The sequence below is a fragment of the Pseudomonas sp. A-RE-19 genome (assembly GCF_019956555.1).
GTDB lineage: Bacteria > Pseudomonadota > Gammaproteobacteria > Pseudomonadales > Pseudomonadaceae > Aquipseudomonas.
In genome coordinates this window covers 34,939-61,536 of record NZ_JAHBDQ010000072.1, presented here as the reverse complement: position 1 = coordinate 61,536, position 26,598 = coordinate 34,939, and the positions used below count along the sequence as shown (strand labels likewise).

General features: G+C 58.7%; 14 protein-coding genes. 8 read left to right on the top strand and 6 right to left on the bottom strand.

What is annotated here, in order from left to right; translation table 11 throughout:
- Positions 1 to 158 precede the first annotated feature (158 nt).
- The 6 genes from KGB14_RS27700 (at position 159) to KGB14_RS27675 (ending at position 7,009) form a co-directional block, all read left to right on the top strand.
- On the top strand, positions 159 to 884 hold the full coding sequence (locus KGB14_RS27700) for an RDD family protein (protein ID WP_223490722.1): 726 nt from the start codon (positions 159 to 161) through the stop codon (positions 882 to 884).
- Positions 881 to 1,858: a stage II sporulation protein M gene (locus KGB14_RS27695; RefSeq protein ID WP_223490720.1), complete on the top strand. Its 978-nt coding sequence runs from the start codon at positions 881 to 883 to the stop codon at positions 1,856 to 1,858. Before KGB14_RS27700 ends, KGB14_RS27695 begins: the two co-directional genes overlap by 4 nt.
- Complete coding sequence (locus tag KGB14_RS27690) at positions 1,845 to 3,389, top strand: DUF4129 domain-containing protein (RefSeq protein WP_223490718.1); 1,545 nt, start codon at positions 1,845 to 1,847, stop codon at positions 3,387 to 3,389. Before KGB14_RS27695 ends, KGB14_RS27690 begins: the two co-directional genes overlap by 14 nt.
- Positions 3,386 to 4,549 (top strand): DUF4350 domain-containing protein, encoded by a 1,164-nt coding sequence (locus tag KGB14_RS27685; RefSeq protein WP_223490715.1) that lies wholly within the window; start codon positions 3,386 to 3,388, stop codon positions 4,547 to 4,549. The genes KGB14_RS27690 and KGB14_RS27685 overlap by 4 nt, the downstream gene beginning before the upstream one ends.
- Positions 4,546 to 5,547 (top strand): AAA family ATPase, encoded by a 1,002-nt coding sequence (locus KGB14_RS27680; RefSeq protein ID WP_223490713.1) that lies wholly within the window; start codon positions 4,546 to 4,548, stop codon positions 5,545 to 5,547. The genes KGB14_RS27685 and KGB14_RS27680 overlap by 4 nt, the downstream gene beginning before the upstream one ends.
- 130 nt (positions 5,548 to 5,677) lie before the next feature.
- Positions 5,678 to 7,009: a DUF58 domain-containing protein gene (locus tag KGB14_RS27675; RefSeq protein ID WP_223490711.1), complete on the top strand. Its 1,332-nt coding sequence runs from the start codon at positions 5,678 to 5,680 to the stop codon at positions 7,007 to 7,009.
- A gap of 62 nt (positions 7,010 to 7,071) precedes the next feature.
- On the opposite strand, the gene KGB14_RS27670 is transcribed toward KGB14_RS27675, so the two are convergent.
- From KGB14_RS27670 to KGB14_RS27655, 4 genes are all read right to left on the bottom strand, one after another.
- Positions 7,072 to 11,754, bottom strand: coding sequence for a hypothetical protein (locus tag KGB14_RS27670; RefSeq protein ID WP_223490709.1), 4,683 nt, complete (start codon positions 11,752 to 11,754; stop codon positions 7,072 to 7,074).
- Positions 11,747 to 15,811: a neuraminidase-like domain-containing protein gene (locus KGB14_RS27665; RefSeq protein WP_223490707.1), complete on the bottom strand. Its 4,065-nt coding sequence runs from the start codon at positions 15,809 to 15,811 to the stop codon at positions 11,747 to 11,749. Before KGB14_RS27665 ends, KGB14_RS27670 begins: the two co-directional genes overlap by 8 nt.
- Positions 15,811 to 19,431, bottom strand: a complete 3,621-nt coding sequence (locus KGB14_RS27660) for a Tc toxin subunit A (RefSeq protein WP_223490705.1) — start codon at positions 19,429 to 19,431, stop codon at positions 15,811 to 15,813. Before KGB14_RS27660 ends, KGB14_RS27665 begins: the two co-directional genes overlap by 1 nt.
- A gap of 149 nt (positions 19,432 to 19,580) precedes the next feature.
- Positions 19,581 to 22,802 (bottom strand): Ig-like domain-containing protein, encoded by a 3,222-nt coding sequence (locus KGB14_RS27655; RefSeq protein WP_223490703.1) that lies wholly within the window; start codon positions 22,800 to 22,802, stop codon positions 19,581 to 19,583.
- A gap of 616 nt (positions 22,803 to 23,418) precedes the next feature.
- Between KGB14_RS27655 and KGB14_RS27650 the strand changes: the two genes are divergently transcribed.
- Positions 23,419 to 23,793: a DUF6124 family protein gene (locus KGB14_RS27650; protein WP_223490700.1), complete on the top strand. Its 375-nt coding sequence runs from the start codon at positions 23,419 to 23,421 to the stop codon at positions 23,791 to 23,793.
- Positions 23,794 to 23,940: 147 nt separating this feature from the next.
- Here the strand turns inward: KGB14_RS27650 and KGB14_RS27645 are convergent, their stop codons facing one another.
- A complete protein-coding gene (locus KGB14_RS27645; RefSeq protein ID WP_223490698.1) occupies positions 23,941 to 24,300 on the bottom strand; it encodes a PilZ domain-containing protein in 360 nt (119 codons plus the stop codon).
- Positions 24,301 to 24,532: 232 nt separating this feature from the next.
- The gene (locus tag KGB14_RS27640; protein WP_223490696.1) at positions 24,533 to 24,907 is read right to left on the bottom strand and encodes a tetratricopeptide repeat protein; all 375 of its coding nucleotides are present in this window, start codon (positions 24,905 to 24,907) and stop codon (positions 24,533 to 24,535) included.
- A 175-nt stretch (positions 24,908 to 25,082) separates the two neighbouring features.
- Here KGB14_RS27640 and pyk point away from each other — a divergent pair, with 175 nt between their 5' ends.
- A complete protein-coding gene (gene pyk / locus KGB14_RS27635; protein ID WP_223490694.1) occupies positions 25,083 to 26,534 on the top strand; it encodes a pyruvate kinase in 1,452 nt (483 codons plus the stop codon).
- Positions 26,535 to 26,598 lie beyond the last annotated feature (64 nt).

Genomic DNA, 26,598 nt, shown 5'->3' with positions numbered 1-26,598 from the left:
AAGATCGGCGAAGTCTAGGCGCACATACGTCGCCTCGACCAGTAATCTTGTCATTCCTGATCACGCACCGTGCAATACATAGTTATGTCGTTTTCCCCCGAGAGGCTGCTAGCATCGGACGGACATCGAATCCCGACCAGGCCACATCAAGGTAGCCCATGCTCGAGACCACAGCACTGCCAGGGAAAGCGACGCTGGCCCCGCCACTGGACACGCGGTATCGCGTCGAAACGCCAGAAGGCATCGACCTGCCGCTGCGTCCGGCCGGGTTGATGGTTCGTGCGCTCGCGTTCGCCATCGACCTGGGCTTGCGCGGTTTGATTTTGGGCCTGCTGTTTATCGTGTTGGCGTTTCTGGGGAAAATCGGCGCAGGGCTTGGCTCGATTCTGCTGTTCGTGGTGAGCTGGTGGTACATGGTGCTGTTCGAGGTGCTCAATCAGGGCCGCACGCCGGGCAAGCAATGGATGGGATTACGCGTGGTGCAGGACGATGGCACACCGATCGGCTGGCCCCCATCGCTGCTGCGCAACCTGCTGCGATTTGTCGACATGCTGCCGTTCGGTTACTTCCTCGGGGCGATCAGTTGCCTGCAACATCCCACCTTCAAGCGCCTCGGCGACCTGGCCGCCGGCACGCTGGTGATCTACCGCGAACAACCGCTCACCCGCCCCCAACTGCCTGATGTACCGCCACGGCGGGCAGCTTTCGCGCTGACGCTGACCGAGCAGCGCGCCATCCTCGGGTTTGCCGAACGCCAAGGGGAACTGTCCGGGGAGCGAACCCTGGAACTCGCTTCGATACTCGCGCAACCGTTGCAGGTATCGAAGCCGCAGGCCGTGGCCGAACTCAACGGCATCGCCCGTGGCTTGTTGGGCCCGACATGAAGCAAAGCCTTTTCGAAAGTCGCCACAAGGCCGAATGGGCGCAATTTGCGCTCATGCTTGAACGGCTGGAACGAGGCAAGGACACCTCACGAATCGCCAGTTTTCCCGGCGATTATCGACGGATCTGCCAACACCTGGCCTTGGCTCAGGATCGCGGTTACAGCAGTTTCCTGATCGACGCATTGCAGCAACAAGCGTTGCGCGGGCATCAGCAGCTTTATCGGCATCGCAGTCGGCTGGGTGCCAACGTGGTGAGTTTCATCCTCGCTGATTTCCCGCGACTGGTGCGCGAGCAATGGCGTTTCGTGCTCGCCGCCAGCCTGATGTTTTTTGGCAGCCTGGTGGGCTTTGCATTGCTGGTGTATCTGTTCCCGGAACTGATCTATAACCTGATCCCGGTCGATCAGGTCAGCCAGATGCAAAGCATGTACGACCCCGACGCCGGTCATCTGGGGCGCTTGGCAGATCGGGCAGCCAGCGAAGACTGGGTGATGTTCGGTTACTACATCATGCACAACATCGGCATCGCCTTTCAGACCTTCGCCAGCGGTTTGCTGTTTGGCCTGGGTAGCGCGTTTTTCCTGTTCTTCAACGGTTTGATGATCGGCGCGGTGGCCGGGCACCTGACGTACATCGGTTACGGGCAAACCTTCTGGTCGTTCGTGATCGGCCATGGTGCCTTCGAACTGAGCGCCATTGCCCTGGCCGGTGCCGCTGGCCTGCAATTGGGCTGGGCCTTGATCGCGCCGGGACGTTTGCCCCGCGCCGAGGCCTTGCGACTGGCGGCGAGCAAGAGCGTGCTGCTGATTTGCGGGGTCATGCTGTTTCTACTGATTGCGGCGTTCATCGAAGCCTACTGGTCGTCGCGGACCGGGCTCGCGCCGCTGACCAAATACCTGGTCGGCGCGGTGCTTTGGTTGTTGATGGCGACTTATCTGCTGTTTGCCGGACGGACCCGCCATGCGCCTGAGTGACGCCACTGCGGTGATTCGCCCGCGCACGAGCTGGGAAGCCATGGACCTGGGGGTGCTGCTGAGCCAGCGCCATCGACGCCTGCTGATGACCAGTTGGGCGATCGTGACCTTGCCGATCTTCGCCCTGCTCACCCTGATGCTGTGGGATTCACCCTCCCTCGCCGTGTTCCTGTTCTGGTGGCTCAAACCGGCGTTCGATCGGCTGCCGCTGTACATCCTGTCCAAAGCCATGTTCGGCGAAACGCCCACGCTGCAACAGGCCCTGCGCCAATGGCCGCGCCTGCTCAAGCCACAATTGCTGGCCAGCCTGACCTGGCGGCGCCTGAGCCTGAGCCGCAGTTTTCTGATGCCAGTGGTGCAACTCGAAGGCCTGGAGGGTCAGGCGCGACAACAACGTTTGCGCGTGTTGCTGCAGCGCAACTCGGGTGCCGCCCAGTGGCTGACGATCATCGGCGTGCATCTGGAAACCGCGCTGTGGATCGGCTTGATGGTGCTGTTCTATATGCTCTTGCCACTACAGGTCGAACTCGACTGGGGCTGGCAGACCTTGATTGCCGCCGCCACACAAGACTGGCGCTGGCTGGAACACCTGACCAACGCCTTTTACGCCCTGGTGCTCATTGTCTGGGAACCGATCTATGTAGCCTGTGGTTTCAGCCTTTATCTGAACCGACGCACGTGGCTGGAAGCCTGGGATATCGAACTGGTGTTCCGCCGATTGCGCCAACGCCTGACCAGCGCGGTCGTCACGCTGCTACTCGCCGCAATCCTGTTGGTACCGACGGCGCAAAACGTCTGGGCCGCCGAACCGGTCATTTCACCGGAATCTCCACGTCTGCTGGACCAGCCACTGACCAGCCAGGCATCCCGCGACAGCATCAAGGCCATCCTCGAACAACCACCGTTCAAGAACAAGGAAACGGTCACGCGCTATCGTTTTGGCGAAGACAAACCCGCCGCCAACGAAGCAGACCAGGGTCAAACGCCCGCCTGGCTGAAGGCGTTGTTCAGCTTGCTGGACAGCCAACGCTTCGGCGTTTTGGCCAGCCTGATCGAAGTGTTGCTGTGGGGCGCGGTGATCGGCGCCATAGGCCTGTTGATCTGGCGTTACCGCGACTGGCTGCAGGCCTTCGTCAGCCGCCGGCCAGTGTTAAACCGCAACGTCGCGCGGCCATTACCGCAGCAGGCATTCGGCCTGGACCTCGACCGCGAAACCCTGCCCGCCGACATCGCAACCAGCGCCGAGAGCCTCTGGCAGACCCACCCGCGTGAAGCCCTCGGGTTGCTCTATCGCGCCCTGCTCAGCCACTTGTTGCACGATTTCAACATGACGCTCAAACCCGCCGACACCGAAGGCGAAGTGCTTCAGCGCGTTGAACAACTGCAACAACCTGCCCTGCTGGCCTTCAGTAAAAACCTCACCGGGCACTGGCAGAACATCGCCTATGGGCATCGATTGCCCCCCGCGCATTTGCAGCAGGAACTCTGTGACGGCTGGCGCGCACTGTTCGGCCCCGGAGCGTCCCGTTGAGCCGGCGGATGTGGCTGGCGGCCGGCGCGTTCATCGCCGTGCTGTTGGGCGCGCTGAGTATTTACCTGTACTTCAAGGCCACGCCCTATCAGACAGAAATCGATCACGGCCCTTCCCCCGAAGCCCAGGCCAACCCCTATCTCGCTGCTGAACATTTTTTGCGCAAACAGGGCCTGACCGTCAGCCACGCCAACAACCTCGACATCCTGCCGACCCTCGAGCCTCATCAGCACAGTTTGTTGTTGCTCGGCGATCGGTCGAACATGTCGCCGCGACAGGTGGATCAGGTGTTTAACTGGACCCGGGCCGGTGGACGTCTTTTATTCGTCGCCGAAGCCCTGTGGGATGAAAGGACCGGTCAGAGCGATGACCTGCTGCTCGATCGGGTGCAGTTGCATCAATCGCTGAGCAAAGACCTCAAGGAGCCGCCCCCCGATCTCAACGACGACCCCTACCCCAAACTGACCAAGCTCTACCTGGAAAACGAAGAGGCGCCGGCCTACGTCAGTTTCGATACTGCGTTCCACCTCGACGACCCGAAAAACCTAGCACAGGCCTGGGCCAACAGCGGCAAGGCCACGCACATGATGCAGCTGAGCCACGGGCTCGGTTCAATCACCGTGGTCACCGACGCCGACCTCTGGAAAACCCCGGCCATCGACCAGTACGACAACGCCTGGCTGCTGTGGTACCTGACGTCCGAAACGGAGGTGACCCTGCTGTTCAACACCGATCACGACAGCTTGCTGACCTTGCTGTGGCGCTACTTTGCGCAAGCCCTGGTGGCCTTGATCGCCTTGATCGCCTTGGGGTTCTGGCACGTCGGCGTGCGCCACGGCCCGTTGCTGGAACCGGCTCCGAGAGCGCGCCGCCAGCTTCAGGAACACCTGCGCGCCAGCGCCGATTTCATGTTGCGCCGCGACGGTCAGCACAGCCTGTTGCAAGCCTTGCAGCAAGATATCCTGCGCCGCGTCCGTCACCGTCATCCCGGTTTTGAACAACTCGGCGTTGCCGAACAATGGCTGGTGCTCGCACGCCTGACCGGCCAACCCACACGCGCCATCAGCCAGGCCATGAGCCCGCGACCGAAACAGCGGCTGTCCAGCGCTGAATTCAGCCGTCAGGTCGCCCACCTGCAAACCTTGAGGAACGCCTTATGAGTGAACAGATCGAGCCCGGCCTACCGACCCACGCCGCCCAGCAGCGCCAGCGCGCCAGCCAGTTGGCGCAAGCGGTCAGGACGGAATTGCAAAAAGCGGTGATCGGCCAGAACACCGTGATCGACGATGTGCTCACCGCCCTGATCGCCGGCGGCCATGTGCTGCTCGAAGGTGTGCCGGGGTTGGGCAAAACGTTGCTGGTGCGCGCCCTCGCCCGTTGCTTTGGCGGCGAGTTCGCGCGCATCCAGTTCACCCCGGACCTGATGCCCAGCGACGTCACCGGGCACGCGGTGTACGACTTGCAAACCGAGCAATTCAAACTGCGCAAAGGCCCGCTGTTTACCAACCTGCTGCTGGCCGACGAGATCAACCGCGCCCCGGCGAAAACCCAGGCGGCGCTGCTCGAAGCCATGCAGGAACGTCAGGTCACCCTCGAAGGCCGTGCCCTGCCCATCGCGCAACCGTTCATGGTGCTGGCCACGCAAAACCCCATCGAACAGGAAGGCACTTACCCGTTGCCGGAAGCCGAACTCGACCGCTTCATGCTCAAGGTGCGCATGGACTACCCCGAGGCCGAGCAGGAATTGAACATGGTGCGCCAGGTCAGCCGCTCGACCCGTGCCGACATGCTCGACGTGCAACCGTTGCGCACCGTGTTGCAAGCCAAGGACGTGCTGGCCTTGCAGCGCATTGCCAGTGATCTGCCACTGGACGATCAGGTGCTCGATTACGCCATACGTCTGGCCCGTACCACCCGAACCTGGCCGGGGTTGACCCTGGGCGCCGGGCCACGCGCGTCCATCGCCCTGGTGCGTTGCGCCCGCGCCCGGGCCTTGTTGCGCGGTGGCGAGTTTGTGATTCCCGATGACATCAAAGGCTGCGCCCTGGCCGTTCTGCGTCACCGTGTGCGCATCGCCCCGGAGCTGGACATCGAAGGGCTGGAAGTCGATCAGGTGCTCAAGCAACTGCTCGATCAAGTGCCGGCGCCGCGGCTGTGAACACCGTGATCAAGATCCGCGTCGCCCCAAGAAAAGATCGCAGCCTTCGGCAGCTCCTACGCCGAATGCGGTCCCCTGTAGGAGTTGCGGCAGGCTGCGATCTTTTCAGCAGGCCACACGGTGTTACGCCATGAAACCGTCCCGGCTTCTGTTGATCTGGCTCGCGATCCTGCAGGCCATCGGCATCGTGCTCGGCGCATTGCAGGCTCTGAACATCGCGGTTCCGTCGAGCCTGTTGTCGATCAACTGGGGATTGCTGTTAGCACTGTTGGCGCTGGCGATGATCGACGCCATCCGCCTCAAACGCCTGCCCTCGCCTCGCATGCAACGGCAAATGCCCGGCAGCCTGGCGCTCGGTCGATGGGGCGAAGTGCGCTTGGAGGTCGAACACGAGTTTGCTCAACCACTGAACGTACAGTTTTTCGACCATGTGCCGCCCGGCCTGGATTTCGAACACCTTCCGTTGTCCGTCGAACTCAAACCCGGCCAGCAAAGCCAGATCGGCTATCGCCTGCGCCCGCTCAAGCGCGGCCACTTCACCTTCGAACACTGCGAAATCAGTCTGCCAAGCCCAATGGGCCTGTGGTCCGACAAACGCCTGCTGAACGTGCTCGACAACACCCGCGTCTACCCCGACTTCGCCCGGCTCTACGGCGGCCAATTGCTGGCAATCGACAACTGGATCAGCCAGCTCGGCGTGCGCCAGCGACAACGTCGCGGGTCGGGTATGGAGTTTCATCAACTGCGCGAATTCAGAGAAGGCGACAGCCTGCGCCAGATCGACTGGAAAGCCACCGCCCGCCACCGCACGCCCATCGCCCGTGAATATCAGGACGAGCGCGACCAGCAGATCATCTTCATGCTCGATTGCGGCCGACACATGCGCAGCCAGGACGATGAGTTGTCGCATTTCGATCACGCGCTCAATGCCTGTCTGTTGCTCAGCTACGTCGCGCTACGCCAGGGCGATGCGGTGGGCCTGAGCACCTTCGCCAGCCATCAACCGCGCTACCTCGCCCCGATCAAAGGCACTGGCCAGCTCAACGTGTTGCTCAACACCGTGTACGACCTCGACAGCACCCAACGCCCCGCCGACTACCTGGCCGCCGCCAACCAATTGCTGGCCCGGCAAAAACGCCGGGCATTGGTGGTGCTGGTGACCAATCTGCGGGATGAAGATGATGAAGAACTGCTGACCGCCGTCAAACGGCTGAGCAAGCAGCATCGGGTGTTGGTGGCCAGCCTGAGGGAAGAGGTGCTCGACAGGTTACGTCAGATGCCGCTGCAAACGCTCCCTGACGCACTGACCTATTGCGGGGCAGTGGATTATCTTAATACACGAACCGAACTTCATGAGCGATTGAGCACTCATGGAGTTGCAGTAATGCAAGCTCGGCCCGGGGGATTGGGGCCTGAGCTGGTGACCCTGTATCTGGCATGGAAAAAGGCGGGGAATTTATAAGTAATCAGCGCCTCTTCGTTGAAAAATGACGCTGATTACTTAGCGGCACCAGAGGGCGATTATCAGACAATGGATTGGTCATATTGGTTGATAATTTTCAGACTGTACCTACTCTCATACTCACCTTTAGAGTTAGTGAGTCCTTGGCTGCCGTTGCCTATTGTTACTTTCACGTTAGAAGCGAGTGAATTCAAGTGTACGGATATGGCGCGAATATGACTTCGGTAATACTCTGTCCACTCTGGCCACCCCTCGTAATGTGGCCCCGTAATCCAATGGTCAGCCCGCACCAAGTTATGCCCCAATGACATGGCTAATGGCGGAGATACTCTCCCCGTTTCCACTAACATCAGTTGTAAGGAAAAATCTCCGTTGCTGGTAGTGTTGGTGCAATCCAAAACCCACGTCACTCCCTCCAGCGTCAGCAACTGCTCCTCATCCAATGAAGGTGTGACCACCACACCGAGACTTTCAGCCGTCTCGCCCTTCCAGACCAGTTTTACAGGCTTGTTCAGCATGGAGCTGGAAGGCTTAGGCTTCACGGTGACAGTATGCGTTGCACCATGGCAAGGATAGGCGGTGACGTCTTTTTCGAAAGTGACTGGAAGTTCATCAAGTTTGACCTCCACATCTTGAACAAGATTAATGATCTCTCCCGGCACAAGCGGTGAAGACGGCAAGCTCGAATCAACAGGAAACTTGAATTGCAATTCAAAAGGACCGCTGGACGCCTGCTGACTGGAAACAGTCCAGCTCATGGAGGTAGTACCCTCAGCCATCGGATGATATGTCCCCAGCTGCGGATCAAAGACCACACCGTCTGTGTCCTTCGCATACAGGGCAAGAAGAGCTTCGGGATCACCAATCAGCGTGCTGTATTCATAGTCCAGTTTGAATACGCGGGTTTCGCCATCGAACAAACGCAGCGTTACCTCATTCCATTTGACTCTTTCACCATCAATGTAAGGTCTGAAATGCAGATTCCAGGTGCTGGAAGTTGGCGCTGAATCAGTCAATATCGTTTCAAACTCTAGAGCTTGTACCTCCCATCCTGCATACCCTCCCGTCACCACAGCTTCTAGAAGCGCCCTTCTTACACCGGACAATCTGAACTCCACCCGGGCGATACCTTCAGCATCTGTTCGGGTCGGAGCAATATTCCTATCGGGGTACTCCCACTTCACCTCAATATCCGGCAAAGGTTTTCCGGTCAAGGCCGACACCACGGTAACGGAGGCGGATACCCTCTCAAGTTCTTCACCTGATTGCTTCGGACTGGTGAGCGCCTCGATTTCACGCGGCTCATTCAAGAAATACGACAACGCAACCGACTCCCCATCCCCTACCGTCGCATTCAGTTGGCCATCTCCCGGCGTGGTTGGAACAAAGCGCAGTTTCGCCACGCCGTAATAGTTGGTCACCGAGGTTACAACCCCCAAATCAGGGCTGCTCCAGGTCACGGTCACGTTTGCCATTGCCTTGCCGCTAATGGTCGAAATCACGGTGACCTGCCCGTTAATTTCCTTTCCCCAATCCAATGTCTGAGACACAAGATTGTCCCAGTTTATTTTCATCACTTGCGAGCCTTCCCCCAATGACATCGCGTTCGCCGGAGACAAGCTTGCCAACCGCTCTGAAGAAAGACGCAAAGCAAAACTGCCGTCCTTGAGATCGTCAGCCTTGAACGTATAGCGCAACCCCTCGTCGTCAAACGAGCGCGCCACTCCCAGGGCTTCAGGCAAAAACTTGATACCCAATGCAGTCGGTCCGGTTCCGGTCATGCCAAGTGTCAAGTCACGATCGAACAAAGGACTGTTCTCGGCGGCCAACAGCTCGAACGTATGCTCGCCCTTGCGGCGCGGGAAGTAGGTCTTTTCACCCCAGGGTTGAGCCGGTGCGCCGTCAAACTTGACCATCAGCCCCGCCCACGGGTCACTCGCCAGTGCCGTGACTGTCATGGAGCGGGTATCTGAGTAGCCGTCATAGAGGCTGGTCACCGATGCCTGCACTTCATGCGGCTGGTCATCGGTCGGCGCAAACGCAAAACCTGACCAGCCTTCGGCATTGGTGGGCACCACGCTTGAATCGGCTGCGCTCCAGTTCACCGCAACCCCATCAACGGCCAGTTCGGTGAAGTGGGAGAAGACTTGAACCCACAGCCAAGCGGGATCCTGCCCTACGACCGGGTCCACCGGCGATTCACGCTTGGCCTCGATCCTGACCTTGTTATGCGCCAGGATCATCGGCTTGGCCGTGGCGGTGAACCCCATCTGCGGCAACGCCAAGGCCAGGGCAAACTGGCCCGGTTGCTGACTGGCGGTAAAGTCCAGCGTCCAGATCGCGCCGCCGTCGTTGATCGGTAGCGCCTGATCCAGCGCGGGTTGGACCGTTGCCCCCAATTGCTCGGCGGGTGTTCCCGACCACGTCAGCGATAAATCCAGCCCTGCCAACGGGCTCAACGCATTGGGCAAAACGCTGAAGCGGTGACGTGCGCCCAGGCATGGATAGAGCGCCTGAGTGTCCAGCGCGGCCGCTATCTGATCGAGCCTCACGCTCACCTCTTCACTCAGATCCGCGGCCATCAAGCGCCCGGACAGCTCCCGGACAGGCTCACCCTGAATGCGAAGTTCCAGTTCAAACAGACTGCTTGTGCTGTTATCGGCCTGTGAAGCGAGGGTCCATTCCACACCTGCGGTCACGATAGGCTTGAGAATGGTCAGGTCGCTGGGCACCAGACCGATATCCGGCGCGGTTCCTCGCCAATGCAAACTGATGTTTTTGCCAACCCAGTCGCTGCCAGGGACCGGTTCGACTTTCAAGGTATGAGTCTGGCCACGTTCGCAGAGCACGCCGAGCGTATTACGCTCGACTTCCGCCCCATCCAGGAGAATCTTGACCTGGCTTTTCCAGGGGCTGGTCGCAATCGCCTTCACATTGAAAGGACGGTCTACTGCAACGGCCTCGGCATGGGCCTTGATGCTTGCGGTCACCACCTTGTCGCCATCGCTGGTCGGTGTGTACAGAAAACTGGCCCAGCCGCTGGTGCCGGTGGTGGCGCAATAAACCGGCCCTTCCGGGGTTTGCCATTCGACCAGCGCATTGACGACCGGATCACCGTCGCCGCTTGCAACAAGATGCAGCACTTGTATCCGCAGCAGCGCGCTCTCGTTTTCGTCCACCACCGGAAACTTGTTGGCCTCGCGCACTTCGCCGATCTTGACCAGGTTACGCGCCAGCGACATGGTCTTTTTCGGTGAAGACAGCAGCAGTTTCGAGCAGACAAGCTCCAGATAAAACCGGCCGTCAAGTTCATCTGCGCTTGTCAGCATCCAGGCAGGATGGTCATTAATGACCGGTACTGAAGTTTCCAGCGGTGGGCTGACCACAACACCCAGTTGCTCATGGGAGTCACCGCTCCAATGCAACGACAGCTCCGTCCCGATCAATGGACTGTTTGCCGGCAGCTTCAAGTTCACAGGATAGTCCGACCCCCGATTGGGGTACCCGGTTTTTTCCTCCCAGCGCGCCTCGGCACTCCCAACGACCGCTAATACGTCCTTCCACGGATCCGCCTCCAACACCCAGACCTGCAGCGTTTGAGTCACGACGCCAGCGGCGTAGTACGGGCTCTCGACCGACGCCTCGATATCGAATTCGCCTGCCTCCATCGGCTGATAATCAAAGTACGCCCAGCCGTTCTCGTCGCTCACCCCAACCCCTGAAACCCCTTGAGCGCTGGTCCAGTTCACTGTCCGCCCGCTCAAGGGCTGGTCGGTGTAATAGGAAGCGACCTGAACCCCCAGACGCACACTCTGGCCATATTCAAGCACCGGGTAGTAAGCCGCTTCGAGCACCTCACGGAATATCAGCCGATGATGCCCGAGTGACACCTGCACCGGATAAGGAGCGGCGGTGTACTGGTTAATCAGGTTCATCGAAAACAGATAGGGATCCTGATCACCGATCAACGGACAGTCGAGTGTCCAGGGCGACTCCACCGGTTGATCCTCGCCCCAGACCGGCATCGCCACAACCGCATCCAGCGGATTGTCATCACAGGTCAACGCTGCCTGGGTGCCCAGCCAGATGCTGTCCGGCTCGGGAACAAATTCAAGTTGATGTGCCTTGGACGCCGATGCCCCCAGACACACATGCAAAGGCTCTGTCGTCGACAGTGATTGCTCGTCAAGCTTCAGCGTTTGCATCACGGCAGGGTCCAGATGCAAGTGAAGCTTGATGCGGGTGATACAGACCTGCGAGGTGTAGTCGCCGGCTTCGTTTGACGGGCTGAACACACTGATGATGATGGTGTCCTGACCGTTGAATGGCAGAGCCAGGTCGGTTTCATAAGAGATCGGCTTGAAGTCCAGCGGCTGACCGTTCTTCAGTCGCGCCTGATCTTCCTCTGCATCGCGGGGTTCGCCCGGCGGCAACAAGATTTCCAACTCTTCCGTCTGCCCGTCGATACTGACGACTAACTTGCCCGATTCGGTATGCCGTGTCTCGCACAGGAAGCTGAGGACGTAGCGAGCTTGAGCGCCCGGATCCTTGGGAACCTCCAGCGACTGGCTGACGGAAGACTCATTGCCGGCCTTCAGAAAGCGAGTCGGCACGCCCTCGTATATTTCACTCGCCGTGCCCAGCCAATCCGGATTGGTCGGGCCTTTTTTCCAGTTACTGAACCCCTGCTCGAAATCGCCATTTTGCACGAGGCTTTCATTGGCCTGGATGACAGGACTATTCATGACGGTTCGCTCCAGCGATGGTTAGTTTTTGCGCCCCTACTTCCGCTCGGGTCACCAGATCTGCGACAGCTCGCGTAAACGTCGGCTCGCCGGCCTTGGCCGTATACCGAATACGCACGATGATGTCCGTCAATGAGCGCAGAATGCCGATCTGCGGCTCTTTTTTCGGCCATGGAAAATTCACCACCCAGCGAGATACCACCCCGGTGTTTTCGAAAGGATTGAGCAAACCTTCATCGGGCTTCATCGCATTCATGCCTGTGTCGGCAATCCCCATCGACAAGGCTATTTGCTGCCCGCTGCGCAGGTTGATTTGCACATCGGCAGGGGCCACGGCACCGTCCGGTTTGTGCAAGTACCTCACCGACGGGGTCGAGGCCTTGGTCGCGATCATGCTGCTGACCTGAAGCAAGGTGGCCCGTACATTTTCATAGGGCCCGGTCAGCACGGGCAGATCAACCTCGACCGAACTGATTTGCCGGCAGTAATGCCCCGGATGATCGCGATCGAACAGCAACTGCGTAAGCTTGAATTCCAGCGCCCCTCTGCCGCGCAACTCTGCCAACGCGCCCTCCCAACTGTTGATGCCAGTCTGCGGATCGGTCTGGTCTTCAAACAACTGGCGCAGAGAAACGGTTTTGACCAACTCCAGCCGTCGCTCGAAGCGTTGCAGGTATTCACGTTCCATGCGCAACAAATGCGCACGTAGATGTTCGCCTGCCGTCAAGCCGTGACGGTTATCCAGCCAGACCTGGGGCAAGGGAATCTGCGAGTCGTAATCGCCGGTTTCGGCACTCATCGAGGCCTGGGCGTGGAGGCACAAACTGACGACCGCGTCGTAAGCCTGGTAGTGCAACGCCTTGAGCTGGCCCAACATCCAGCTGAACAGTTCAGTGTTGGTGGCCCGTTTCTTGAGGAAGTTGTAAACCGTCAAGGCCTGACTGTTGGCCCTGATGGTTTGCTCCAGGCTGGTTTGGGCGGCTTGCACGGCATGGCTCTGTGCGGTGATTTGCTCATCGATTGCACGGACTTCCGCCAACGCCTGATCACGTTGCAGTTCCCATTCTTCGCGACGACGGCGGTAGCCTTCGGTGGTGGCTTGTTTATCCGCTTCTATTGCCAGCACCGATGAGGCGATCTCCAATCCGAAGCAAACCGCGTCGGTGATTTTTTCCAGGCGATGCCCACCCGCGGCCAAACCAAAAATATTAGGTATCGCGGCAAGCGCCGCGCCGATGGGTTTGATGACTGACGACGTCAACGCCAGAGTTTTTGAAGTCTGCAGACTCTCCATGACCTCGTATTCAACCGACGACACGTTTTCGTCATAACGCCGCGCATAAGCCTCGGCCCGCTCCTGCGCCACGGCCCGACTTTGCTCCAGGGCGGTTTGGCTCGCTTGCAACTGAGCGATGGTCTGTTCCTGCACGGTCTGGGCGTAGGTGCCCAGTTCCACCAGATGGTTCTGCTGCATTTCCTCCTGTTCGGCCCGGTCTCGTTGCTCAAGCAAACGCAGCACCTGATTGCCGTAATCCTGCAAGGCCTGCACTGCCCGCAATGCCGCCTCGAACGTTACGCGGCAGCGGAAAGCACCAACCACCAGTTGCCCACCCATGGGTCTGGGGCCGCCAACACCACCTGATGCCAGATCGCGCAACAACTGGTTGGGATCCGTGGGCGGGCTGAAGAGTGGAATCTGCAGCGGTTTGCCGTCCAGAGTGAGATTGTTGCGCAAGTTATGCAGGCGCTGCCCGGGCAACTCATACAACGCCAGCAACTGTTCATTGATCGGTTCTTCAAAGGGCTTGTTCGCCAACAGCCCAAGCAGCGGCGGTGCTTCGGCGGCGGCCGGAAAGTCAGCCAGGCTGAACGCAAGATCACGCTCAAACTGCTCGAGCGCCGGCCGTGAGGTGATCTGGTTCAAGAGACCGCCTACTGTGTCTGCCTCCCAACGGTTCACCGTTCGCACAGTCGGTGCCTTGCCCATGAAAAATTCGGCCTGGACGTAACACAGTTTGGCCGCCACCAGGCTGTCGCGGGTGAGTTGGCGGTAATACCAGTCCCCCCAGGCCACCAGGTTTGTGACGTACTCCGTGAATACCAGAATCTGAAAATGCCGTGGCGCCGAATAGCCGATGGCGTCGGGGTCGGTCGGCGCATCGGTTTCACAGCCCAGGTTACCGGGCCCATTCAAGGGCCGGCAGCGCCAATACAAAGGTTTGGGATTGGGTTGCGCTGAATCGGCGGGAGCTTGTGGATCGAACAGGTAATGCAACCAGTTCTGCGCTTCCAGAAAACGGTCCTCGTCGCGCAAGCGTGCGGCCACCAGGTGTGGCAAATGAAAAAACAGCTCCCAGAAGAACAAACCGTTAGCGCCGTTGAATGCACCGTTCGGCTCGTCGATGGGGCCAGCTTGTGGAGGCGCCTCCGGCAGAAACTGGGTATCCCAATCCAGTACGGCATCGACAGAAATATTGGAGCGTTGCACCAGCTCGGGCCCGAACAGCGAATTCAGACGGGCGTACTTGAGCGTCAGTTCCGATTGGTTCAGTGAGAGAAACTGTGCGGCATCGAGGGTGTTCTTGAGCAGTGCCGCACAGGTAAAGTCCGTGACATTGGCAATCGTCAAAACAAATTTTTTACGCCCATGGCTACCGGTGGCAGTACCAAAAGAAAAGGTCGGCGACTGCCATGAACCTTTCGCACGCCTGAAGACCTGCCATTGGGTACTCCAGCCACCGGCAACCGGCTGGGTGATTTTAATCGGCTCAGGGTCATCGGGAGTCTTGTTCAGCAAGGTCAAATCAAATTCAGCATTGCCGGTTAGACCTGTGGGGCGCAGAAATCCTTGAACAATCAGCACATCATCGCCACCGACGCGAAACGCCACGGCCTGCAAGTCCAGGTAATCGGTCAGGGTCCCGACCGGTTCCACGGTGGTTTCGATTGTCGGCTGATTCATGAGCGGATGCTGCACGGTCTCGGCAGTCACAAAGCGCTTGTCCGCCGCGTGCTCCAGCCAGCCGCCATCATCCGCGGTCACGGGACGGAACAACACATCACGCACTGCAAACACCTTGAAGGCAGCTCCAGCAGTCAACAAAACCCCCAGCTTGCCCTTGGGGTTGTAATGATCGGCCCATACGGTCGCAATCAGCCGGGCCCCCTGCGGGGATTGGGCTTCCTTGCGCCAGGAACTGTGCATACTCAGTGGTGCCGACCACTGCCCATTCTGGGTCATGAACGCCACATTGATGTCTAGCCGGGGTGGCAGGCTTTCGCTGATGCCATCCCCCTCCACCTTGTCCTGCCACTCGGCCCACACCAGGCACAACCGTCCACTCCAGAACACCGGACGAATGTCCAACACCTTCGCGCCAATGGGAACATCCACAGGCTGCCACTCATGCCACGCCGCCGGATTGATGGCCTGGCAACTGGCAGAGAGTTCGACCTCGGCCTTGCGCCAGAAATACTGGAAGGGCGGGACCCGCTGGCGGCCGACAAAATAATAATCGGCATGGGCAGGCGTGGCACCGTCCATGTAGCTGGTGAGCACGTCCAGATTGCAGGTCTGCTCGAACGTTTGCAGATAATCCTGTAGCGCTGCTTGAACAGAATCGCTATTCAAGCGTGTCTGGTTGAGGTTGTTTTCCAGGGTCTTGAACAGACTGGTCTTGCGTCGCCGCACAAACGGGTTGATGAAGTTTTCCGGATACAGCGCGATCAGTTGCAGCGCCGCCCAGTCCGGGTAGTTGCTGTAGAGCTCCCAGGTAGCCAGATCGCCCTTGTCGAACTCGGTCTGCGCGTAACCGGGTTCGAGCTTTCGATAGGCCGCATGAATGAACTGCTGGGCGCAGCTCGTCGCTTCGGCGACCCAGGAACTCTGAACCGGATAGCTGTCCAGCGGATCCATGCGCAGCAATTCGAACAGATCTGCCGGGGTTCTCAGGAAGTTGTATTGAGCCGCCCCCTCTTTCCCGACTTGCCCGATGCAGTATTCGACCAGAGCGTTACGACGCTTTTCGAGCAGGGTAGCCATACTGTCAAGTGCCATTATTCTTGCTCCTTCTCGAAAGTGATGGGTTCGAAATAACCGGACGACTCGCCGGCCTCTGTCAGAACACTGATCTCAAACGTTCCGCCGGTAGGGCTGGAAACAAATACTCGCGTCAGGCCCTCCTGATTGGTGTAGGTCTGCGCTGGTCGGACAATCAATGAAGCTTCTGTGGCACCGTCTTCCAAAGGCTCGTAATGCCAGCGCACGAGGCTGTTTTTTCCGAGGTTTCCAAACCGGTCCATTAGCGTGGCGTAGAGTTCGACTTCCTGACCGTATGGCACCTCTTCCAACGGGACCAGCGACTTGAGCGGTGGAGGAAATTGCAGGGAAGACGGGTCGAAGATGACATTGACGGTAGGTGCGTATTCCGGCTCAAACAGATCCAGCCAGAACTGCGGTGTATCCGTGCCGGTGACCTTGCCGGGAATGAACTGCGCCCGAACCGTGCCGTTGGTATCCGTTGGCCCGTTGGCAATGCTGCCCAAGGTGGCGCTCCAGTACACATTGACACCGCTCAACGGTTGTCCGTCCGCATCCTTGAGGGTGACGGTGAAGGTGATTTTTTCGTCTGGCTTGTTGGCCACCACCTCGGTGTTATCCACGACACAGGTCATGGTGACGATCTGTTTCAGTTCCTCGGTGACGGTAGCCAGAGGCGCACCGGATTCGGACAGGCTCGGCAACGCATGGTCGGCGGCGTCCTTGTACGCCGTTTTGTCCACCTCCTCCGGCAAAGTGCCCATCAGGAAGATCGTCAAGGCATCCATGCCGGTGTGCGACGCCAGCACTCGAATGCGCATGAACAGATCCAGCTGGGTCAGGTTTTTCAGGATCTTGAGCTCTGAGTCGATGCGGCTGACACACTCGCGCACCTCCAGCACGCTCCAATCAAAAAACCTGGCCAGCCTGATCGATGCCGCTTGCTGAGCCAGACGCAGGGCATCACCCGTCACGGAAGGCAGTGCATTGACCTCGCGCAGGTAATCGAGCAGTTCCTGCGCCGGCTGCTCACTCAACTCAAATGCCCGGGTCAGCGAGGTCAGGTAGTAAAGCGTGCTCACGGTGAACGCATGCTTGTCGTCCTGATCCAGCCAGGCCTTATGACCGTAATCCAGATAGTCCTGCAACAGCTCGGCGCTGAGATCCAGTTTCGCGACCACCGTGCTGCGGCGGCGAATATCGGCCAACAGCGCGAGCAGTGGATCAGGCTGTTCATTGCGCCCCCTTACGGATTCTTCGAGGTCCGAAAAGACGCGTTCGAGCACCTGACGCAACAGTCGATGCACCGTTGCATCGGCCCAGAACAACACCTGCAATACCTGCTCGGCGTCGACACCCGCATAAACCGCCAGACATTCCTTGACCACCGATACTTGAGCGATTCTGGCCTGCAGGAGTACACCGAGCATTTTCTCGACAATGGCAGCGCGCACAGTTTCGTCGATATCACCGAGGCCACCCCTCACCGCACCATCGAGCGCTACCCGGGCAAAGGCCAAATAGTCGGCCTCCGTTCCTGAATGGGCCATGACCAGCCCATCGGAATCGACCAGCATGGTCAACAAATCCAGCCAACTGGCGCCTGTCAGCGCCGGTACACCGGCCATTAACAGCGCCGAGTTGGTAAACAATGCGCCGGACAACAGGTTGCGCATCTGTTCAAATAACTGCAGCTCAGGCTGCGCGGCCGCCGAGACTTGCGGCTCCGAAATCTGCTGAAGCATCCACAGCATCGGAAGATCGAGATCCGCACACCACCCCGCACACGAATGCATGGCATAGATGAGGTTCAGCACATCGGGCGTATCAACTCTAGTCGTATTGATCCGCGGAACACCCGCCAAGCCATTGACCCATGACTCCCCGCCGAGCAATGTCAGCATCAGCACGCCTTCGACCGGCGTAATGCCCAACAAGCGCGGCAGTTTCACCATGCGGTAGAAGCTGGAGATGATCTCCGGGGTACGCGACAGCATGTTGTCTGTGACGCCATGAGCAGCGGCAATCGCCAAGGCCAGATAATGATAGGTCTGCAGATCGAGCCCTAAAGCGCTGCACAGCTGAGTGACTGTCAGTTCGGGCATGCCCTGTACGGGCAACACCGGGAATTTGCCGGCATCGAGCACCAAGGGTTCACGATAGTCGCCCTGGTTATTGAAAACTTGATCGAACTGCGAGAGTGCTTCACCGCGACCATAAATCGACAACGTATCTATAAACGCCGCAAAGTCTGGCGCTGTACAGCCATAACGCTGGCGTAACGACTGAAACAGGCCCAGTGCGTGAATGACCCTTTCCGTGATCCTCCATGCATCGGCCGGTGCTGCATCGACCGATGGTTTGCCGCGCGCTTCAGCCCGGATACCCGCCGCCAACAACGCATCCACCTGCTCGCTGGGCAGTTCCAGCCACTGATCCAGACGCAACTTGCGGTTCATCCGGTCGAGACGTTCAAGCCCCTCCGCGACGAGGGGGTTCACTGACAATCGATGAAGGAATGATGGCCCCTCGTCCCTACCTGTAATACTGATAGCAGGATGGGTATTGGCATTGATGTAAACCGAACCGGAACGCTCGCTTTCGGGCTCTTCAGGCACCACTTCCGAGAACTTGACGTTGGGAGAGCGCACCGGCGCATCATCGCGTACCGACAGCAACGCTTCGAGCCCCGGGGTGTCGAGCTTGGTTCGCTCGCCGAAGAATGGCACCTGATTGAGGTTCTGCCACGATACGCCTTTGGCACCAAAGTTCTGCGAGTAGAAGACTTCGTGTTGATCTAATGTCGGGGGATCTTCGGTCAGCAATGTTCGTTGATAGGGCCCCAATCCCGACGCATGAGCCAAGGCTCGCCCTGCATCCTCGTCCCAGGCCTTGGGCTGTAAAAAATAGGGAAAGGAAATATCCACCATGTGTGCAAAATTGCCCACCGACAGGCCATGGTGACGGGCGACCGTATCCACGGTGACCCAGTGTTGGTAGTAAGGAAGCCCATTGGGATAGCGCGCCTCGATCATCGCCTGTTCAAGATCCTCTTGAGCCTCATGCGCCTGGATGAACGTTTCCAGCACCGGGACGATGATGTCGACCGAAGACACCGATTGATGCACTGCATTGAAGTCGACAAGCAGTTCCTTCAAATCCTTGCGGCGATCATGCAGCGGCAGTTTTAGCGTGGAGTCTGAAGCGGCCTCGATGCGCTGTTCGATCCACCTCAGCAGCTCAAGCAAATACGCCACGGGTGAGGCAAGCGATTCCAGCGCCAACGGAGGGCAAAGACGGTCGAAGTCGGGACTGAACAACCGCTCAAAACTGGGGCCATCAACCAACGCCAACAAACCGCTGCCCGCCCCTGCCTTCTCTGTTTTGTGACGCCGCAGGCGGTGCTCGATGAACTGGCGCCGCACATAAATGGCCATGCTGTTGGCGCGGCGCAGAAACTGACGGGCATCATCCGGGCTCACGCCATAGTCCCGCTCCAGCCCCCGCACCCCGCCTTCCACCAGAGGAAAGATCGAACCACCTTCATTGAGGTATGCCTGGAGTGCTGCATATTGTGTTCGTTGTTCGTCACTGAACACCTGGTTCAGCAGTTGGGAAGCCGGGCGGGAGTCAGCCATTGTCAGGTTCCTTGAGTCGATAACTGCCCTGAACGGCCTGACAAACCTGTCAGGCCGTGCGTTCGATTGAATAGATTTGGCGCCTGTAGCCGGTCATCGTCTACTGTCAGAAATGACAGTCTTGATGACCGTTCGTCGGACTTAAGGTGTCAGGGCTGCGTCGACGGCGGCAGGATTTCGAAGCGCTGGCTCTCGACCCAGTCGGAGATCGTCGCGCCATCCGCACCGTCCGTGAGGGTTTGGGTAAACCGGCACCAATGGCCACCCGCGGACATAGACTGCCCCGCCTCGCCCTGCCAGTTGCCGGGACTGACGGGTACATCCGCCGACCACTTCAGGTCGGGGTTGAACCAGCTCACGACTTGCCCGACACCCGGCCTGCCCCGGCCTTCGAATCGGACCGGGCCGCTGACCCAGCTTCCCGGCGTTGGCACATCAATTGATGGCAGGTACGTGCCCAGTACAACCGAGCGCGCGGAACTGGCGGAATCGAAACCGTCAAGTGACGCCACGGCGATCAGATCGCAGGGGCCGCCAAGCCGTTCAATGGTCACCGTCAGCGACCAGGTGCGGTCTTCCAGTACCGGGCTGCTCCCCAGTACGGTTTGTGCGCCATCGTTCAGCCTCACCGTGATGGTATCCCCCGGCACGCCGAAGCCAGAGACCACCGTGCGGGCACCGATGGGCTCGTTGCTGGTCGGGGTTTCGATAACCGGGGACGCCGGCACCACGTTGTAATTCAACTGCTGACTGTTTTTGGACGTAAGCCCCTCAAAGGTCTGTACCGCCCAAATGGTTTTTCTGCCCACGGGCAAGGTCACCTCGGCCTTCCAGTGCCCGTCCCTGTCCACCTCGATATCCTTGAGCAAAGGCTCGTCCACGCCCTGCAGCCAGACGCTAACCTTCCCGAACGGCAACGCCGTTCCCTCGATCATCGCGGTACGCGGCAGGCTGCCGTTTTCCACGGGGGCTGTAAATTCCGGAGGTAATACCACCACGTCAAAAACATGCGGATCACTTTGGTTTTCCCGCCCCTTGCGCGTCTGTTTCGCGTCAATGGTGTACGGCCGAAATTCCAGCCCGACGAGGTCGATTGACCAGTGACCATTTTGGGTCAGCACTTTGGGATCGCCCAGATTCCTTCCGAACTGCGCATCACGCAACTGCATCGTGGCCCCGACCATGCCGTTCCCACCCTCGATGGTGACGTCGCGACCGACTTCCGAGGAGGGATCAGGCTGGGTGATCGTCGGCTTGAGAACAGGCAGGAAGACCTCGAAGGTCTTGGAGCCTGGTACTGAGGTTTGCCCGGCGGCGGTCTGCGTGATCGAGACGGTGTGGATGACATCTTCGGCAAACGGCGTGTCGCGCCGGAAACTCCAGGTCCCATTGTTATTGGTGACGGGATGAGAGATGGAGGGGCTGTCGCTGTACGTCAATTGCAAAACAGCGCCCGGCCAGCAGGTGCCACTGAGTTGCGGCGAGAGGCCATCCTCTACCGGCTCGTTCATGCCAGGTGCCAATGGCGCGATGGTGACCTTCACAACCAACCATGTCGGCGACTCCTGACCACCCAGATATTGTTTGAGATGAACCTCCCGCTCAAACGTCGGCCCCCATACTTCCGATGCCTGGCTCGACCATCGGCGATCGGACACGCGCGCGTCGGGGGCGACCGGAGTGACATTGTTGGCGGCGAACAGCTTCACTGTCGCGCCGTTATAGCCGGTACCAGAGAATGTCGGCCGGTAGTCCGTTGTGTAGGTGACATTGCCTGGCTGCGGAACCACTCGGTCGACGGTGAATGTGTACGGCTGCGACTCGATCCAGCCACCGGCATTGTCGGAAACCTTCTGGATTGCCGTCAGGCTGTATGTTCCGAAGGGCCAGTTGGTCGCTGTGGCTTCCCACTTGCCGCCGGTGACCGTGGCGGGGGACGGCATCGTTGCCTCCGGCCCGCTGACTTTAGTGATCTCGACCGTGGCTCCGGTGTGGCCGGAGCCGGAAAAAGTCACAGTGGTTTCGGTATGAGTGGCGACGACGGCAGTGATGGCAGGGGGGGTGATTTTGTACGCGACGGCTTCGCTGCGCACCGACTCCCATCCATCTTTGAACGCTTGTGCGACCAGCGATATCGGACCGGGGGCCACCGTGACGGAGCAGGTCCAGTTAGCGCTGGTCAGCGCAGCACTTTCGCCAACCTTGTCATTGGTCAGGTCTTTGAACACCCGAATCCTGGCGCCTACGGTACCCTTGTTGCCGGAAAGGGTAAACGTCGTAGGTTGAACCGAGCCGGAGACGGGGGCGGTAATGTCGGGGTTATCCGGTTGGGCCAGTTGCACGGTTACCGAATTTGAATTACCGGATTCCTTGTCTCCGAATTTCTGCTTGGCGTAAAACGTCAGAGGTTGTGTCTCACTCGGCAGGGTGACGTTCGCTGTCCAGCTGCCACCTGCGCCGATGGTAGCAACGGCCAAAACGGTGCCATTAGCGTTGTTATAAAGCGAGATCGAACCTTCACTGGCATTGCCATTAGATCCCCTGACTACGAACTGCTTGTTGGGTACCGTTCCATTGGCGGGAGAATCAATGCGGGGGACGGGTACTACTACCTGCTTCAGGAACACCCTATTATGATTGGAATAATTGGACAGGCGAGTTCCGATTATCTGGCGGGCGTAAAATGTCAGTTCATCTGTCCCACTCGGTAGAGTGACAGACGCCGTCCAGCCGCCATTAATGTCAAGGTGAGCCTCACTCAAAAAATCATTGCTGCTAGAGTTGAAAACGTGGATCACGCCATAGCCATATGCGCCGTTCGTTCCCCTGACAGTAAACTCTCTTTCGGCAATCTCACCTGATGGCCCTGAAATAATCGGGGCAGGAACACTATAGGATATATAATCTGAGCTCGCGCTTTTTGGGTCCCAAGCAGGCATATCCCATGTATATGCGAACTTTACCTCTACGGGTTCTCCAAGGGTTGCCCTTTTAGGTACATCTCCCCCGGAAATATTGTGCCAATTGCCATCTTGAATAGCGTCTTCTGTCAGGCGAGCCTCCCACCAATCGACGGGCGTAAAGTAACCTAAATCGATATCACCGTACTTTCTGTCATTGTCGAAAGCCCTGTAACGTATTGCACCAACAGTAATCGACGTCCCCTCTGGGTGCCATTCATAGTAGTACTCGAGGTCCGCCCAAAGATTGTCATAAGTAACCCGAATGTTCCCAGTCCCCCTGAACAGGTTACGCAGAGCACTTTCCTGTTCCTGAGTTCTCTCAATACCTGCATCTTTTTTGACGTCATCCGATACATCCGCCAAATCTACATCGTTGGCATTTTTTTCGACACTGTCATTGATATCCATAACTAACTCCTTAGTTGTTCTCGCAGTCCCATTGCAGGCATCGGGCACTGGCAAAATAATCAGAACCTTTGCGATTCAGTTAATACTGCGTCATTGCTGCACCACGACTTGTCATGCCGGCAACTCCGAGAGCAGCATTGTTTTATGGGAGCGACTGGAGACCCTATTCGTTAACGCTTTTCATGTAGGGGTACCGTGGTCAGAAAGATTGTTGGTTCATTGAATGCCCGTTCCTCCCGCCTGAACACCTGACAGTTCTGACAGTCCCGACGAACGGTATGGTCATATATTTCGCAGTGGCCTGATGACTACAGCGTCTTGCGCAACGGACTACACATCCGCCAGAATCCGCCGGCTTGTGCACCTCGGCCCTGCCCCGTAACGTGATCCGCGTCGCTGCCAATCAGCGATCGGGTTTAGTCGCCCGGGGTTTCATGAATGTGCATAAGCGTCATCCAGTCGGGTAGTCCCTATCCCCGCACTCGATGGTGGCTGTTCGCAGGGCGCCTTCGGGCGCGCCGGTTTTTCGTGATTCCCCGGTCGACTAACCTGCGTCCAGCCGCCACCCCTCGTTTAGTCGCGAGAAGGTGGTAGCCCTAATCACGGAATCGCGAATATGTTCAAAGCCACACCCAATCCCCCACCCGAAACCGACCCGGTTTCCCCCTACGCCACCCTCGATTCAAGAAAGCTCCACGCCGCCGCCGACAAGGCCCTCGACCACTACCTCAAACCCGACATCGAACCACTGCGCTCATCCCAGGACCGTGCCATGAAAATGTTCACCGTCGTACCTGATGCAAACCCCGAAGCCCTGGCCATCCAGACCTATGAAACCTTTTCCTCGGTGAGCATTTTGCTGCTCGACCTGGCAGAAAGCCTGGACGACAAGCCGCGGCATCTGGCGATGGCGATTTATCAGATGAGTGAGATGGGGTTGATGCTGGTGGAGCGGTCGCTGGATAACGAGCGGGCAATCAGCCCGGCCTGACCTTTAGATGTCGGCGTCTGTACTGACGCCATCGCGAGCAGGCTCGCTCCCACAGTGGTAGGCGCTGATCACAATTCTTGTGTTCAACTCAAATCTCCTGTGGGAGCGAGCCTGCTCGCGATGACGATTGTGAAGCCGCCGCAACCTTCAGGCAGAGGCAGGCAACGGCTGAAAACTGAAGTACTGCTTCAACGCCTCCACCAATTGCCCATATTCCGGCGGTGCCCGTTGCAGGCTGAAGCCGGCGTCATAGTGGTGGGGGGTTGCGTCTTCGTGACACCACAGGCAACAGGCATTGAGGTCGATCACCTGCTGACAATTTCCCTCCATGGGGATTTTCAGGCGCAGATTAAAATCGGCGCCCACCATTATCGGCAACTGGCTGATCAACATCAGCCCGTCCTCGGACAGATTGCCCAGAAAGCCAATGGGCTTGTCGGTAACGCTGTTGAACACTTTGAGAAAATACGGCAGTTGATGCCGCTCGATCCGGCGGTCAGTGAACATGTTGATTTCGCTACGCAAGGCCCTTAAGCAGGGCCGCACTAATGCTTCGGAACGGGCCTGCTCTATTGCTTTATAAGCATAAGCCGCGCTCTCCCCGATCCTGGTGCGACAGTCCATCCCTACGCTGTCGCTTACTGCTGCCGATCACAGGTGTTACCTCGAATTAGAAACAAGGCTCTAAATCGATTTATTCGACTATAGCTCACCGCCGCCGGTCAGCCAGCCGCTTCAATCAGAACCGGGTCGGGCGCACGACCGCCGCGCTGCGAGTCGGGTAATGCCCAAGGCTCTGCAAGGTTTCCAGACGGGCGCGGGCGCGGTAGGCGTATTCGCTTTGCGGGTAGGACGCAATGATGAACTCGTAAGTCTGGGCCGCATCAATAAACAGCTTTTGTCGTTCCAGGCACTGGCCGCGCATCATCGACACTTCCGGCCACACATACGGCCGCGCACGGCTATCACGTTCGACCTTGGACAGTTCGAGCATCACCTGCTCGCAGTTGCCACGGTCATAGGCGCTGTAGGCATTATTCAAATGATGGTTCATCGACCAACGGGTGCAGCCCACAACACTGAGGGCAAGGACGGCAATGAGCACGAATCGCATAGGGGGATCTCCTGTCTTGCGCTCTGTATCGACCCGCTGACGGAAATCTTCAGGATGGGTTGCAGCAAAGTTGTTGGGGGTTCAATAAAGAAAGCATTAAGTAGTGCAAACGAACAATGACTACACCCAAAGACCATAGTAGCCTCTGCTAGCGCTTGAACTCAGGAGTCTTTGCATGTCCGTCCGTCGTACCAAAATCGTCGCTACCCTTGGCCCGGCCAGTAACTCGCCGGAAGTTCTTGAACAGCTGATTCTGGCTGGCCTGGACGTCGCCCGTCTGAACTTCTCCCACGGCACCCCCGACGAGCACAAGGCTCGCGCGAAGCTGGTGCGTGACCTCGCTGCCAAGCACGGCCGCTTCGTCGCCCTGCTGGGTGACCTGCAAGGCCCGAAAATTCGTATCGCCAAATTCGCCAACAAGAAGATCGAGCTGAAGATCGGTGACCAGTTCACCTTCTCCACCAGCCATCCGTTGACCGAAGGCAACCAGCAAGTGGTCGGCATCGACTACCCGGATCTGGTGAAAGACTGCGGCGTGGGCGACGAGCTGCTGCTCGACGACGGCCGTGTGGTCATGCGCGTCGATACCGCCACCGCCACCGAGCTGCACTGCACCGTGACCATCGGCGGCCCGCTGTCGGACCACAAAGGCATCAACCGTCGCGGTGGCGGCCTGACCGCTCCGGCCCTGACCGAAAAAGACAAGGCCGACATCAAGCTCGCTGCGGAAATGGAAGTCGACTACCTCGCGGTATCCTTCCCGCGTGACGCCGCCGACATGGAATACGCCCGTCAACTGCGCGACGAAGCCGGCGGTACTGCCTGGCTGGTGGCGAAGATCGAACGCGCCGAAGCCGTGGCCGACGACGAAACCCTCGACGGCCTGATCAAGGCCTCCGACGCGGTGATGGTGGCCCGTGGTGACCTGGGTGTGGAAATCGGCGACGCCGAGCTGGTGGGTATTCAGAAGAAAATCATTCTGCACGCACGCCGCCACAACAAGGCTGTGATCGTCGCGACCCAGATGATGGAGTCGATGATCCAGAACCCGATGCCGACCCGCGCCGAAGTGTCCGACGTAGCCAACGCCGTACTCGACTACACCGACGCCGTGATGCTCTCGGCTGAAAGTGCTGCCGGTTTGTATCCGCTGGAAGCCGTACAGGCCATGGCGCGTATCTGCATCGGCGCTGAAAAGCACCCGACCAGCAAGACCTCCAGCCACCGCATCGGCAAGGTCTTCGAAAGCTGCGACCAGAGCATCGCCCTGGCGGCCATGTACACCGCCAACCACTTCCCGGGCGTGAAGGCGATCATCGCCTTGACCGAAAGTGGTTACACGCCGTTGATCATGTCGCGCATCCGTTCTTCGGTGCCGATCTACGCGTTCTCCCCGCACCGCGAAACCCAGGCCCGCGCGGCCATGTTCCGTGGCGTCTACACCGTACCGTTCGACCCGGCATCGCTGCCGCCTGAGCAAGTCAGCCAGGCCGCGATCGACGAGTTGCTCAAACGCGGCGTTGTGGAGAAAGGCGACTGGGTCATCCTGACCAAGGGCGACAGCTACCACACCACCGGCGGCACCAACGGGATGAAAATCCTGCACGTTGGCGACCCGATGGTCTGAGTGATCGAGCGCTGAAAAATAAAAGCCCCGCCATGTGAATGGCGGGGCTTTTTGCATTCTGATC

Excerpts from the sequence above, each read along its gene's own strand:
- KGB14_RS27645 (WP_223490698.1), bottom strand. The coding sequence starts at position 24,300 with ATGTTCACTGACCGCCGGATCGAGCGGCATCAACTGCCGTATTTTCTC.
- KGB14_RS27665 (WP_223490707.1), bottom strand. The coding sequence starts at position 15,811 with ATGGCACTTGACAGTATGGCTACCCTGCTCGAAAAGCGTCGTAACGCT.
- KGB14_RS27680 (WP_223490713.1), top strand. The coding sequence starts at position 4,546 with ATGAGTGAACAGATCGAGCCCGGCCTACCGACCCACGCCGCCCAGCAG.
- KGB14_RS27640 (WP_223490696.1), bottom strand. The coding sequence starts at position 24,907 with ATGCGATTCGTGCTCATTGCCGTCCTTGCCCTCAGTGTTGTGGGCTGC.
- KGB14_RS27660 (WP_223490705.1), bottom strand. The coding sequence starts at position 19,431 with ATGGCTGACTCCCGCCCGGCTTCCCAACTGCTGAACCAGGTGTTCAGT.
- KGB14_RS27700 (WP_223490722.1), top strand. The coding sequence starts at position 159 with ATGCTCGAGACCACAGCACTGCCAGGGAAAGCGACGCTGGCCCCGCCA.
- KGB14_RS27695 (WP_223490720.1), top strand. The coding sequence starts at position 881 with ATGAAGCAAAGCCTTTTCGAAAGTCGCCACAAGGCCGAATGGGCGCAA.
- KGB14_RS27670 (WP_223490709.1), bottom strand. The coding sequence starts at position 11,754 with ATGAATAGTCCTGTCATCCAGGCCAATGAAAGCCTCGTGCAAAATGGC.
- KGB14_RS27690 (WP_223490718.1), top strand. The coding sequence starts at position 1,845 with ATGCGCCTGAGTGACGCCACTGCGGTGATTCGCCCGCGCACGAGCTGG.
- KGB14_RS27650 (WP_223490700.1), top strand. The coding sequence starts at position 23,419 with ATGTTCAAAGCCACACCCAATCCCCCACCCGAAACCGACCCGGTTTCC.
- pyk (WP_223490694.1), top strand. The coding sequence starts at position 25,083 with ATGTCCGTCCGTCGTACCAAAATCGTCGCTACCCTTGGCCCGGCCAGT.
- KGB14_RS27655 (WP_223490703.1), bottom strand. The coding sequence starts at position 22,802 with ATGGATATCAATGACAGTGTCGAAAAAAATGCCAACGATGTAGATTTG.
- KGB14_RS27675 (WP_223490711.1), top strand. The coding sequence starts at position 5,678 with ATGAAACCGTCCCGGCTTCTGTTGATCTGGCTCGCGATCCTGCAGGCC.